The 12168-nt window shown below is 72.1% G+C and carries 11 protein-coding genes; 4 read left to right on the top strand and 7 right to left on the bottom strand.

The features are described from left to right. The first annotated feature begins 119 nt into the window (after positions 1-119). Both hisF and DJ75_RS06720 read left to right on the top strand, forming a co-directional pair. On the top strand, positions 120-938 hold the full coding sequence (gene hisF / locus DJ75_RS06725) for an imidazole glycerol phosphate synthase subunit HisF (RefSeq protein WP_094523747.1): 819 nt from the start codon (positions 120-122) through the stop codon (positions 936-938). Positions 939-1055: 117 nt separating this feature from the next. Next, positions 1056-1238, top strand: coding sequence for a hypothetical protein (locus DJ75_RS06720; protein WP_094523745.1), 183 nt, complete (start codon positions 1056-1058; stop codon positions 1236-1238). Positions 1239-1575: 337 nt separating this feature from the next. On the opposite strand, the gene DJ75_RS06715 is transcribed toward DJ75_RS06720, so the two are convergent. After that, a complete protein-coding gene (locus DJ75_RS06715; RefSeq protein ID WP_094523743.1) occupies positions 1576-3750 on the bottom strand; it encodes a glucan 1,4-alpha-glucosidase in 2175 nt (724 codons plus the stop codon). 103 nt (positions 3751-3853) lie between these two features. Here DJ75_RS06715 and DJ75_RS06710 point away from each other — a divergent pair, with 103 nt between their 5' ends. Together DJ75_RS06710 and DJ75_RS06705 are read left to right on the top strand one after the other, a co-directional pair. Further along, a complete protein-coding gene (locus DJ75_RS06710; protein ID WP_094523741.1) occupies positions 3854-6283 on the top strand; it encodes an alpha-amylase family glycosyl hydrolase in 2430 nt (809 codons plus the stop codon). An 81-nt stretch (positions 6284-6364) separates the two neighbouring features. Further along, complete coding sequence (locus tag DJ75_RS06705; RefSeq protein WP_094523739.1) at positions 6365-7477, top strand: TrmB family transcriptional regulator sugar-binding domain-containing protein; 1113 nt, start codon at positions 6365-6367, stop codon at positions 7475-7477. A gap of 42 nt (positions 7478-7519) precedes the next feature. On the opposite strand, the gene DJ75_RS06700 is transcribed toward DJ75_RS06705, so the two are convergent. The 6 genes from DJ75_RS06700 to DJ75_RS06680 all read right to left on the bottom strand — a co-directional run. Then, positions 7520-8530, bottom strand: coding sequence for a hypothetical protein (locus DJ75_RS06700; RefSeq protein WP_094523737.1), 1011 nt, complete (start codon positions 8528-8530; stop codon positions 7520-7522). A 24-nt stretch (positions 8531-8554) separates the two neighbouring features. Further along, positions 8555-9358 (bottom strand): FAD-binding protein, encoded by an 804-nt coding sequence (locus DJ75_RS06695; RefSeq protein ID WP_094523735.1) that lies wholly within the window; start codon positions 9356-9358, stop codon positions 8555-8557. A gap of 148 nt (positions 9359-9506) precedes the next feature. Further along, positions 9507-9683: a hypothetical protein gene (locus DJ75_RS18585; RefSeq protein WP_170938255.1), complete on the bottom strand. Its 177-nt coding sequence runs from the start codon at positions 9681-9683 to the stop codon at positions 9507-9509. After that, complete coding sequence (locus DJ75_RS06690) at positions 9684-10931, bottom strand: ABC transporter substrate-binding protein (protein WP_094523733.1); 1248 nt, start codon at positions 10929-10931, stop codon at positions 9684-9686. A 92-nt stretch (positions 10932-11023) separates the two neighbouring features. Then, positions 11024-11920 carry an ABC transporter ATP-binding protein gene (locus tag DJ75_RS06685; RefSeq protein WP_094523731.1) on the bottom strand — a complete coding sequence of 299 codons (897 nt, stop codon included), beginning with the start codon at positions 11918-11920 and terminating at the stop codon, positions 11024-11026. Continuing rightward, positions 11921-12168 (bottom strand): iron chelate uptake ABC transporter family permease subunit (locus tag DJ75_RS06680; RefSeq protein ID WP_141211989.1); only part of this gene is annotated, 248 nt, incomplete at its 5' end. It lies immediately after the preceding gene.

Here is a 12168-nt window from a genome sequence, read left to right as displayed (position 1 = left end):
CGGGGAGGGGGGGGGGGGGGACGGGGGGGTGGAGGGGCGGCGGGCGGCGGACGGCAGACGGCCGATCCGCGCCGTCCCCGCGCCTTTTAACCTCCGCCGTCGTCTACGGCCGGTAACGAATGGGACTCACGAAGCGGATCATCCCCTGTATCGACGTCGACCTCGACGACGACGGGGACGCGGCGGTGTACACGGGCGTCAACTTCGAGAACTTGGAGTACACCGGCGATCCGGTCGAGTTGGCGAAGAAGTACAACGCCGCCGGCGCCGACGAGTTCGTCTTCCTCGACATCACCGCGAGCGCGGAGGGCCGCGAGACGATGCTCGACGTGGTGAACGCGGTCGCCGACGAGTGTTTCATCCCGCTCACGGTCGGCGGCGGGATCCGCACGAAGGCGGACATCAAGGAGACGCTGCGCGCGGGCGCGGACAAGGTGTCTATCACGACCGGCGCGCTCGAACGCCCCGAGCTCATCGAGGAGGGCGCCGCGGCATTCGGCAGTCAGTGTATCGTCATCTCGGTCGACGCGCGCCGCCGACGCGACGACGCCGGCGAGCACTTCTACGAGGACGACGACGGCGAGACGGTGTGGTTCGAGTGCACGAAGAAGGGCGGCCGCGAGGGCACCGGGATCGACGCCGTCTCGTGGGCGAAAGAGGCCGAGGAGCGCGGCGCCGGCGAGCTGTTCGTCAACTCCATCGACATGGACGGGACGAAGGACGGCTACGACATCCCGCTGATGACGGCCGTCTGCGACGCCGTCTCCACCCCGGTCATCGCCTCCTCCGGCTGCGGCGGTCCAGAGGACATGTACGAGGTGTTCACCGAGGCGAACGCCGACGCGGGGCTCGCGGCCTCCATCTTCCACTTCGGCGACTACTCCATCGAGGAGACGAAGGAGTACCTCGACGAGCGCGGCGTTCCCGTCCGGTTGTAGCCGAACGGCCGTCGTTCTTACTCGGAACAGAATAATTACCATTCACAACTGTCGTGATTTCCAATAGTTGTGATCGAAATCAACAGTTATTATGCGATGCCGAGCGAATCGTGACGTATGTCCACGTCATCGACGCGTGTCCGTGCCGAGCGCCCGGAGCTCGTCTGCCGACGGACCGACGACGGCTCTGGAGACGGGGAGGTGACGTTCTTCGAACGGGACCGCGATCCCGACGAGCGGACGACCAGGTGGATCACGGTCCGAGAGGCGGACTGCGTGCCGCGCGACGAGTGGCGGTAGAGGATCCGGACCGGCGCCGGCCTCCTCGTCGGCGTCGATGCGGCGCTCACGGCGTGCTGTCGACGCGCGTTCGGCATCGGGCGAGACCGGTCGATCTCCCCCTTTTTTACCGCGAACCTGCAGAACCTCGGAATCGCGCTGCCGATTTCGCTGCCGTTCGCCGACCCGCTGGTCACCGTCTCGATAATCGTCTACTACGTCGTCCAGCAGATCGGCGGTGCCGCGCTCGCGGACGCGACGTGAGGCCCTGACGCGGTTCGGGCCGGGTCGTCTCGCCGGCGCTCCTGGCTTGCACCGCCGACCGCCCCCGATCGGTTCGCGCCGTCGACCGCCCCGGTCAGTCGTCGGCCGCGACGGCGTCGGTCGTCAGCAGGTCGCGGTCGTCGAGCAGCGCGACGGTCGCCAGTCGGATGGCGTGCGGCCAGCCGAGCGGGGTCGCGCTGTCCGGCGTCCCGTCGTCGAAGAACTGCTCGGGGAGGTAGCTGGTCGACTCGCACAGCGAGCCGCCGGGCGAGACGCGCGCGAGGAGATCGCGGGCGCGCTCGGCCATCCGGTCGGCCCGCGGGTCCTCGTGCGCTTCGAGCAGGGCCGCGAGCTCCGCGCAGGCGTTCGCGCCCCACGCCGTCGAGACGGTCCACACCTTCTCCGAGAGCTGGCCGGCCTGCCGCCACGCGTCGCCCTCGTACCGGATCAGTCCGGCGATCTCGTCGCTCTCGTGCGCGAGCCCGTCGACGACGGTCTCAACGTGCGAGACGAGCCGGTCGAGCCGCTCCTCGTCGACGGCGCCGGCCGCCCCGTCGCTGCCGTCGGCCCCCCCGAGCGCGTCGAACGACCGGTGCGCGCTCGCCAGCGACAGCGTCGAGGAGTCGAGCCGGTCGTCGATCGCCCCCTCGGGCGTCTCGCGGAGCGCGTAACAGCCGCGCTCGGGGACCCAGAGGTCGTCGAGCGCCTCGTACACGCGAATCGCCTGCCCCCTGGCGTGGCCGGCGAGGTCGTCGGGGAGGGCGGCGGGGTCGAGGTCGCCACCGGACGCCCCCGCGTCGCCGTCGGGGGTACCGGCGGCGTCCGAGTCGGCGCCGAGCGCGTCGGCGTCGAGCCCGTCGCCGTGGAGCGCCAACTCGCTGTACGCCTCCAGGAACGTCGCCGCGGTGTGGGCGAACCGCCCGGCGCTGTCCTCCCACGCGTTCTGACAGACGACGGGTCGACCGTCGTCCTCGAGCGTCTCGTCGAGGCCGGCGAGCGCGGCGACGAGGGTCGCGTCGAGGTCGGGGACGGCCACACCGCTCTCTCGCGCCTGCGCGAGGTACGCGATCACGCTGCCGGTCTGGTCGGCCTGGTAGTCGACGTCGGGGCCGTCCTCGATCCGGGCGTTCGCCCACCCGGGCGCGAGGGAGCCGTTCCGCGGCCAGACGCGGTGGGGCCACGAGCCGTCCGGGCGCTGGGTGGCGACGTACATCGCGGCCGAGCGGACGTGCCAGTCGTCGAGCCCAAGCCCGAGCCGGTCGTCGGCGCCGAGCAGGAACGTCGAGATCTCCGCGTCGTCGCGGAACCACGTGTAGCCGTAGCCCCCGGAGGTCGCGTAGAACGGGTCGAAGTCGGGACCGGCGATCCGGAGCCCGGAGTCGGCAGAGAGCAGCGAGAGCACGCGGAGGTCGGCGACGAGCGACTCGCGGGCCGGCGCCGACGCGGGGACGGAGGGCGTCGTCTCGTCCGCGGCCGCGGCGAGGGCGTCGGCCGAGTCGAGGTCGGCGAACAGCTCGTCGATCCGGGCGCGGGCCGCCTCTCGCGTCGTCTCCGCGCGGTCGGTCAGGAGCGACGCGACGGCGGCGACGCCGCCCTCGAAGGGGGCCTCGGCGATCACCTCGCCGGAGAGCCGCTCCTCCTCGTAGCGGTCGCCGTCGCGGTCGCGGGGGAGGTCGGTCGGCGCGTCTTCGAGGAGCTCCGGGAACGTCGCCGGGAGCTGGCCGCGGAGGTCGCGGAACCCCGTGTCGCTCGCGAGGAAGTCGTGCTCGTCGGCGTGGTACACCTCGACCGCGTCGTCGTACCGGAGCTGGCCGACGCGGTCGTCGCGGCCGTCGGGAGCGAACCGGGCGTAGACGACGAGCGAGAGGGCGTCGGGGTCGACGTTCGCGTGCCCGTCCTCGCCGACGTCGACCGTCGCGCGCGTGAGGTGCGCGTCCCCGATCGTGACGTCGCGGCGGGTCACGGTGGCGGCGTCCGCCTCGTGGACGGTCTCGATCAGGGTCGCGTCACCGACGTACCGCTGTTCGGTGGGCGTCTCGTCGAGCCAGACGATCTCGTCGCCGATCGCGAGACCGATCCGCGAGCGGACCAGCCCGGTCCGTCCCGTCAGCGGGTAGCCGAAATCGCGGAGCTCCCCGTCCTCGTCGACGTGGACCAGCCGCCCCTCGCCGCCGGTGAACCGTCCGGTGACGGTCCGCCGTTCGCCGGGAAACTGGGTGGCGTGTCCGGTGTTGCGCTTGTAGTCGTCGAGCGCGTCGCGGAGTTGCATTACGCGGGTAAACGCCCCCTCCGCGTATGAAGTTTTGGTGTAATTATTATTCATATGTTCGAGAAACGGAAACCCTCAAGCCGGGAGGCGCCCGGGTACCGGCATGCACGAGCCCGGGCCTCCGCGGACGACGAGCGTCGGCGAATCGGTCGAGCTGGCGCCTCGATCCCCGGATCCGGACGGTACGTACGAGTGGACGGTCCGCGACGCGCCCGCCGACAGCTCCGTCGACGGGGGACCGATAGGAAACGGCGGCGGATCCGGGAAGGGCGACGAATCCGGGGTGGGCGACGGGTCCGAGGAGGGCGACGAATCCGGGGTGGGCGACGGGTCCGAGGAGGGAACCGGACGCGGAGAGGGTGACCGACCGGAAGACGAACCCGAGGGGACACCACCGATCCTCGTCCCCGGCGCGACGAGTCGATCGGACGCCCCGGTCCTCCGCCTCCGGCCGGACGCGCCGGGGACCTACGTCCTGACGCTCGACGCGCCCGACGGGACGCACCGCCAGCGCGTGCGCGCCTTCGCGGACGAGCGCCGAGAGACCGAACTCCGCGTCGCGGCCGCGGACCTCCCGGTCGACGACGACGCCGTCGACCGCGTCTCGCTGATGTGGGCGCACAACGAGCGCCTCCTCGCCCGCGACCGGCCCGAGCGCGACGGCGACGACTGGGTCCTCGAGACCCGGGTGCCGCCGGGGCGCCACCGGTTCAGCTTCGTCGCCAACGACGACCCCGGAAACGAGCACGGCGACGTCGTCGAGGTCCCGGGACCCGGACGCCCCCGGCTCTCGCTCGACGGGCGGGTCGAGGACCGTAGCGACGCCGAATCGGTGGTCCTCCTGACGGCCGACGTCGAGGCGCCGCCCGCGGCCGGCGGGGGCGAAGGGGGCCGGGGCGAGGTCGACGCCGCGGACCGCGGCGTCGGCGTCGAGTTCCTCGTCGACGACCGCGACGCCGCCCCGGAGACGGTCACGCGGATCGAGTCGTTGGCGGACAGGGCTACCCTCGCCGTCCCGCTCGGAGCGGTCCCCGACGACGCCCTCGACGGCGGCGGCCTCCGCGTCCACGCGGTCCCGCGCGCGGAGCGGTACGGGGCGGCCGAGACGGTGCGCATCGAGCGCGGGAACGGCGACGAGAGACGGACGGCGGAAGGAGGCGGCGTCGACGAAGGACCGACGGCCGACGGCGTCGCCGGTGGCGGCGCGCCGGTCGCGGTCACCGACCCTCACGCCGCCCCGGAGTGGGCCGACGCGCCGACGATATACGAGGCGTTCGTCAGGTCGTTCGCGGGCGACACCCTCCCGACGACGTTCCGCGAGATCGAGCGCCGGGTGCCGTATCTGGAGAGCCTGCGCGTCGACGCGCTGTGGCTGACGCCCGTGCTCGCCTCGCCGACCGAGCACGGCTACCACGTCACCGACTACTACGAGACGGCGAGCGACCTCGGCTCGCGCGAGGCGTTCGAGTCGCTCGTGGAGACCTGCCACGACGCCGGGATCCGGGTGGTCTTCGACCTCGTGATCAACCACACCTCCCGCGACCACCCCGCGTTCCAGATGCACGCCGCCGGCGTCGACGCGTACGCCGACCACTACCGCCGGGCCGACGGCGCCTTCGACGTGACCGGGACCGACTGGGCGGAGCTCGCCCCCGGGGACATGCCGGAGTACTACTTCAACTGGCGGCGGATCCCCAACCTCAACTTCGACAGTCCGGCCGTCCGGGCGTGGCTGCTGGACGTAGTCGACGAGTGGGCCGCCGTCGTCGACGGCTTCCGCGCCGACGTGGCGTGGGGGGTCCCGCACGGGTTCTGGAAGGAGGTCGCCGACCGCGTCCCCGACGACGTCCTCCTGCTCGACGAGACGCTCCCGCACGACCCCTTCTACGGCGAGGGGGAGTTCGACCTCCACTACGACACCTCCCTCTACGGGATCCTCCGCGACGTCGGCGCGGGCGAGGCCCCCGCGAGCGCGGTCGGCGACGCGTTCGACCGCGCCGCGTGGCTCGGCTTCGACGATCCGAGCGCGCAGATGCGCTACGTCGAGAACCACGACGAGGACCGCTACCTCGCCGAGTACGGCCGAGACGCCCTGAAGGCCGCCGCCGCGACCGTCTTCACGCTCCCCGGCGCGCCGATGATCTACGCCGGGCAGGAGCGCGGCAACGAGACGTACCGCGGCCCCGTCCGCTGGCACGACGGCGACAACGACCTCACCGACTTCCACCGCGACCTGGCCGCGCTCCGCGAGCGCGAGCCGCTCCTCCGCGAGGGCGCCGTCGACTTCAGCGGCCCCGCGACGGACGTGCGCGTCGTCGACGGCGACCCGGAGCGGGTGACCGCGTACGCCCGGACGGCGGTCGGCGATAACGAGGGCGCCGACGAGGCGGACGGCGACGCCCTCCTCGTCGTCGTCAACTTCGCGACCGAGCCGGCGACGGTCGCGGTGCCGGAGGGAGTCGAGACCGACCTGTTCGCCGACCGCGCGGTCGGGACCGAGGTCGCCGTCGACGCCGTGGCCGTCCTCAGATAGGGTCCCGTCTCCCCGGTCGCGGTATCCGCGTCCGTCGCGTCGTCCGACCCTTATAAGTGGTCGCCTCGCCCTCTGTTGCGTATGGACGACCGGACGCTGAACGATCTCCTCCGCCGATTCGGGCTCTCGGACAAGGAGATCGACACGTATCTGAGTCTCTTGGAGCACGGCGAGGCGAAGGCGAGCACCATCGCGGACGCCGCCGGCGTGTCGAAGCGCTACGTCTACAGCGTGAGCGAGTCGCTCGCGGACCGCGGGTTCGTAGAGGTGAACGACCACGTCGTGCCGACGACGATCCGCGCGAACCCGCCCGACGAGGTGATAAACCGGCTCCGCTCGGACGTCGACGCGATCCGACCCGGACTGGAGGAGCGCTTCTCGCGGGTGGAGCGGCGGGCCGAGCAGTTCGAGGTGATCAAGTCCCGCGTCACGGTCATCAAGCGGATCCGGTCGCTGCTCGACGGGGCGGAGTCGGAGGTCGCGCTGTCGGTCACGGCCAAGCACCTCCCGGAGGTCCGGGAGTCGCTCGCGGACGCGGTCGACCGGGGCGTGCTCGTGCTCCTCGTCGTCTCCGACGCCGAGGGGACGTCGGTCGGAGACGCCGGCAGCGACGCGGTCGACCTCGAGGGCGTCGCCAGCGTCGTTCGGACGTGGAGCGAGGCGATGCCCACGCTCCTCACCGTGGACTCGGCGGCCGGCGTCGTCGCCCCGCCCGAGCTGCTCCGGCGGTCCGACACCGACCGGCAGGCGATCCACTTCTCGCAGGAACAGCTCGCGCCCGTCATCGTCGGCTCCTTCCTCGGGAACTACTGGCCGGCCGCGACCGAGGCCGCGACCGCGCCGCCGGCGCCGCTCCCGGCGGAGTACGAGAACTTCCGGCACACGGTGTTACAGGCGACCCTGCGGCTCCGCGCCGGCGAGACGCCGCGCGTAACCGTCGGCGGGCGGCGGACGGAGAGCGACGAGGCCGTCGAGCTCGTGGGACGCGTCGTCGAGGCGAAACAGGGGATGGTCGAGCCGACGAACAACGAGTTCCCGGTCCAGCACTCGCTCGTCGTGGAGACCGACGACGGCACCGTCACCGTCGGCGGGAAGGGCGCGTTCGTCGAGGACGTCGAGGCCGACCTCGTGCGGATAGAGGCGGACGAGGCCGGCGAGGCGGACGCGTCCGGCGGCACCGCCGACGCCGAATAGGTCGACGCCGAATAGGTCGACGCCGAATAGGTCGACGCCGACCTACTCGCGGATCGGCGCGCTCGTCAGCCCCGACGGCTCGTCGCCGGACGCGGTGTCGATCCCGAGCCGCCAGCCCCCCTCCACGGCGTCGACGCGGACCGCCCGCGGGGGCGACCGGTCGCCGTGTCGGCACAGTTCGAGAGCGACCGGAAGCGTCGGGAACCGCCCGTCCCGGGGGGTCAGCGCGTAGTCGGACACGTGGACGACCACCGACTCGGCCGGCGGCTCGTCGCCGCCCGAGTCGGCCGCGTAGCTCCCGACGACCCCCGCTCCGGCGAGGCGCTCGAACGCCCCCGCGACCGGGTCCGCGTCGGGCGCGACGGGGAGCCGCGACGCGGCGTCGGCCAGCACCGCGGCCTGTTCGGTCGGCTCGAGGCCGCGGCGGAGCTCGAACGCCATCGCTTCGAGGAGCCGGAGACAGAGGCCGTCCGGGTCCGACCGCTCCTCCGCGAACGCGAAGTAGGCGTCCATGACCGCCGACTCGACCGCGTCGTGGTCGCCCGCCGAGAGGGCCTCGAACACCGCCGCCGCCGCGTCGTGGCAGAACCCGACGAGGTCGCGGCTCGGCGCGGGATTCGGTTCGGGGTCGCGGCTCGAATCGGGGTTCGGTCCGGGGTCGTGGCCCACGGCGGGGTCGGAGAGCGACCAGTCCGCCGCCTCGGTCGCCGAGAACCGCCGCACGTCGTGCGCGTCGCCGGCGGACCGACCGCTTCCGGCGTCGCCGTCGGCGCTCCCGTCGCAGACGCCGCGGTCGACGCCCTCGTCGCCCGCATACTCCTGCCGGACGATCACGTCGTAGTACGGGACCTGCGGGTCGTACCGGCGGAGCGCGTCGCGGTACTGCTCGGTGGCGCGCGCGGCGGCGCGCGCGGCGGCCCGGCTCTCGAACCGGAGCCCGGCCGCGGGGACCGGTCTGTCGCCGTAGCGGGCGCAGACGAGCGAGTACTCGCCGGTCTCCGACGAGAGCGCCTCGATATGGTCGCTGATAGCCGCCAGCGTCGTCCCGATCACGTCGCGGTCACGCTCCGCATCCGGTCACTCCTCCAGGCTCGGGTGGGTCTCTTGCGGGTCGGGATGCGGTTCCGCGAACCGCTCGCGGGTCGCGTCCAGCGAGGCGGCCTCGCGTTCGCGGCGCTCGTCGGCGCCGATCTCCTCGCAGCCCGGGGGCACCTCGCGGCCCCGGTCGGTGAAGTACCCCTCCGGCGTCACCCAGTCGTGGTAGAAGGGCGCGTCGTCGTCCTCCAACAGCGTGACCGCGACCTCGGCGCCGTGGCCGGCGCACACCGCGGCCTGATGGGGCTTCTCCGCGAGCCGCCCCGCCGCGTACAGCCCGTCGACGCCGGTCCGGCCGCGCTCGTCGACGTCGACGTACGCCTTCCCGCGCTCGATGATCCCGACGCCGTCGACGCCGTCGAGGTAGCCGACCTCGTTCTTCGTGGCCGCGACGACGTACCGCGTCCGGATCCGGTCGTCGCCGTCGGTGGCGACGGCGAACCGGGCGTCGTCGCTCGGGGCGCCGTCGCTCGGGACGGCGCCGTCACCGCCGGAATCGGCGTCGCCGGAGTCGATCGCGGCGACCCGCGTCACCCGCGCGTCGAGTCGGTCCGCGCCGGCGGCCTCGGCCTGCTCGCCGAGGAGGTCGAGCAGTCGGCGGGCGTTGACTCCGAGCGGGAACCCGGGGAAGTTCTCCAGGTGGGCGTTCCGCCGGAGGATCGACGCGCCGCCGTCGACGACGAGCGTGTCGAGCCCCTGACGCGCCGTGAACACGGCCGCCGAGAGCCCGGCGACGCCGCCGCCGACGACGACCACGTCGCGCGGGGGGGTCGACCCGTCGGTCATCGGTCGACCACCCGTCGGTTCCGTCGGGAACGGTCCGCCGCCCGTAGCTGATTCGGCTCCATACCCGTCGACACGGGCGAGGCGAGGTAGGATCTTCGGTCCAGCGGGTCTGACCCGATGCGCGGTCGAGCGGCCGACCTCGCCCCGCTCATCGCCGCACCCGGACCGGGTTGGCGGCGGCGATGAACGGCTCGTCCCGGTCGGTCGCCGCGAACGCGAGGTCGCCGCACGCGCCGCGTTCGACCCGCCACGTCGGCAGCGCCGGGACGTCGTAGTCGGTCGGGTCGCCGTAGGTCGCCGCCACGGTCCACTCGCGGGCGCGCATCTACAGGTCCCCCTTGATCGCGTCCGCGACGCGCTTCCGGTCGAACAGCCGCTCGTTCTCGGGGATCGCCGGATACGGACCCTCCTCGTACCGCGGCCACGCGCCGAACGCGTCGGGGTAGAGCTGCTTCGCCGTCATCTCCAGCTGGAACAGATTCAGTATCGGGCCCTGATACCGGGCGCCCTGCGGGTGGATGCGGTCGTTCCGGACCGCCGCGATCTCCGAGCCGACGGCGTCCTCCTCGAAGGCGGTCCGTCGCCCGGCCATGTCCGTCCCCGGCTCCATCCCGCCGAGGTAGAGGATGACGTCGGGATCGGCCTCGAGCATCGTCTCGAAGTCGACGACCGTGCCGGACTCGACGCTCCCCTCGAACGCGTCGCGCGGGCCGAGCGGGCGCGTGTGCGACGTGAGGAAGCCGGGGTTGCTCAGCGTGTACGCGTAGATGCTCTCGATGTCGGCGGCGGCGATCATGATCGCGGTCGGGCGCTCCTCCTCGGGCGGCAGCCCCTCTTCGATCGTCGACAGAAGCCCCTCGCGGACCTCCGCGAGCGCCTCGTAGCGCTCGCGCTCCCGGAACGCGTCGGCGACGATCTCGAACTGCTCCCACAGGCCGTAGTACTGGTAGCCGTCGGCCCACTCGTCCGTCGGCTCCTGGTGGCGGTCGCTGAGGGAGTTGCCGAACCACGGCGAGACGTTCTCGGCGACCTCGTCGACGTCCGCGCGGTCCCAGGCGTCCTGTCGGGTGATCCACGCCGGGTCCGCGAGGTGGACGTCGCTGTCGAGCTCGTACAGCTTCTCCTTGTCCGGCTTCCACGAGGAGTAGCGCCCGGACCAGTCGAGCGAGACGCCCGGGAGCCGCTCGACGAACTGGTTCCACAGCCCGTCGTAGTAGTCGGGCGCGTGCAGCGCGGTGACGTCGTTCCCCCGGCCGAGCGCGAACGCCATGTCCGCGTGGTGGGTGAGCCGCGTGAACACCGTCTCCGGCGGCGACTCGAACGTCACCTCGCCCATCGGCGAGATCGACGCCGTGTAGCTCTCGGCGGTGTCGCCGGACCCGTCAGAATCGTCGCCGTCGGCCGAGCCGTCGTCGGTGCCGTTGCCGTCGGCCGAGCCGTCGTCGGCGCCGTCGCCCTCCCCGTCGCCACCGCCGGTGCAGCCGGCGAGCAGACCGCCGAGCGCGACGGTACCGCCGTACTTCGCGAACGCTCTGCGGGTCGGATCCCCGTGTACCGCGTCGTCTCTGGACATGTTTTTAGGCTAGCCTAAAGATGTTTAACCACTTCGGTTTTTAGGTCGGACTAAAATATATTGCCACGTCGTCGTCGGCCGGACGCGTCGGGTTACTCCGACCCCTCGTGCCTGGCGCGCAACGGGGTGACGCGGGGGCCGTTCTCGGTCTGCACCACGTCGGTGTCGACGCGGAACACGTCAGCGAGCAGCTCCTCGGTGACGACCTCTCCCGGGGCGCCGCGGGCCCGTATCTCGCCGTCCTTGAGCGCGACCATCCGGTCGGCGAGCCGCGCGGCCTGCTCGATGTCGTGGAGCACGACGACGACCGTCACGTCGCTCTCGTCGCGCAGCGTCTCGATGATCTCCATCACCTCCATCTGGTGGTGTAAGTCGAGGAACGTCGTCGGCTCGTCGAGGAGGAGCACGTCGGTGTCCTGCGCGAGGACCATCGCGATCCACGCGAGCTGCTTCTGCCCGCCGCTGAGGCTCCCGACCTCGCGGTCCCTGAGGTGGCCGCAGCCCGCCAGCTCGATGGCGCGGTCGACCACGCGAGCGTCCGCCTCGGTCGTCCGCTCGAAGAAGCCGCGGTGCGGGTACCGACCGTGATGGACGAGGTCCTCGACGGTGATGCTGTCCGGCGACGTGCTCTCCTGTGACAGCAGCCCGAGCTTCCGGGCGAGCGCCTTCGTGTCCATCGAGTGAACGTCGCGTCCGTCCAGGAGCACGGAGCCGTCCTCGGGCGCGAGCTGGTTCGCCAACCCCTTCAGCAGGGTGCTCTTGCCCGACCCGTTCGGACCGACGAGGGCGGTGACCGCGCCCGGCTCGGCCGCGATCGACGCGCCGTCGACGACCGGTTCCGGAGCGGTCGGGTACCCCAACACGAGCCCCTCGGCGTCGAGGTCGCTCGCGTCGGTGGCGCCCGCCGCGCGCTCGCCGGTCGTTCGGTTCGGCGCGTTCGCGCCGCTCAGTTCGTCCGAATCCGTCGCGTTCGTGCGTTCGATGGACATTCAGAGTTCACCCATGTTCTGCCGTCTCCGCATCAGGTACAGGAAGTACGGCCCGCCGACGAGCCCGGTGACGATCCCCACCGGGATCTGCGCGTCCGCGCCCGTCAGGACGCTCATCCCGAGCCGGGCGCCCACGTCGGCGGCGACCATCAGGGCGGGGCCGACGAACAGGCACCCGACGATCAGCCGCTTGTAATCGCTCCCGACGAGGTTCCGCACCATGTGCGGGACGATCAGCCCGACGAAGC

Source organism: Halorubrum sp. Eb13 (genome assembly GCF_002252895.1).
GTDB lineage: Archaea > Halobacteriota > Halobacteria > Halobacteriales > Haloferacaceae > Halorubrum.
The sequence above is the reverse complement of the archived record's forward strand: the minus strand, read 5'-3'. Positions and strand labels throughout refer to the sequence as shown.

What these genes read in the sequence shown, in the direction of transcription:
- hisF (WP_094523747.1), top strand. Translation starts at nt 120, where the DNA reads ATGGGACTCACGAAGCGGATCATCCCCTGTATCGACGTCGACCTCGAC.
- DJ75_RS06720 (WP_094523745.1), top strand. Translation starts at nt 1,056, where the DNA reads ATGTCCACGTCATCGACGCGTGTCCGTGCCGAGCGCCCGGAGCTCGTC.
- DJ75_RS06715 (WP_094523743.1), bottom strand. Translation starts at nt 3,750, where the DNA reads ATGCAACTCCGCGACGCGCTCGACGACTACAAGCGCAACACCGGACAC.
- DJ75_RS06710 (WP_094523741.1), top strand. Translation starts at nt 3,854, where the DNA reads ATGCACGAGCCCGGGCCTCCGCGGACGACGAGCGTCGGCGAATCGGTC.
- DJ75_RS06705 (WP_094523739.1), top strand. Translation starts at nt 6,365, where the DNA reads ATGGACGACCGGACGCTGAACGATCTCCTCCGCCGATTCGGGCTCTCG.
- DJ75_RS06695 (WP_094523735.1), bottom strand. Translation starts at nt 9,358, where the DNA reads ATGACCGACGGGTCGACCCCCCCGCGCGACGTGGTCGTCGTCGGCGGC.
- DJ75_RS18585 (WP_170938255.1), bottom strand. Translation starts at nt 9,683, where the DNA reads ATGCGCGCCCGCGAGTGGACCGTGGCGGCGACCTACGGCGACCCGACC.
- DJ75_RS06690 (WP_094523733.1), bottom strand. Translation starts at nt 10,931, where the DNA reads ATGTCCAGAGACGACGCGGTACACGGGGATCCGACCCGCAGAGCGTTC.
- DJ75_RS06685 (WP_094523731.1), bottom strand. Translation starts at nt 11,920, where the DNA reads ATGTCCATCGAACGCACGAACGCGACGGATTCGGACGAACTGAGCGGC.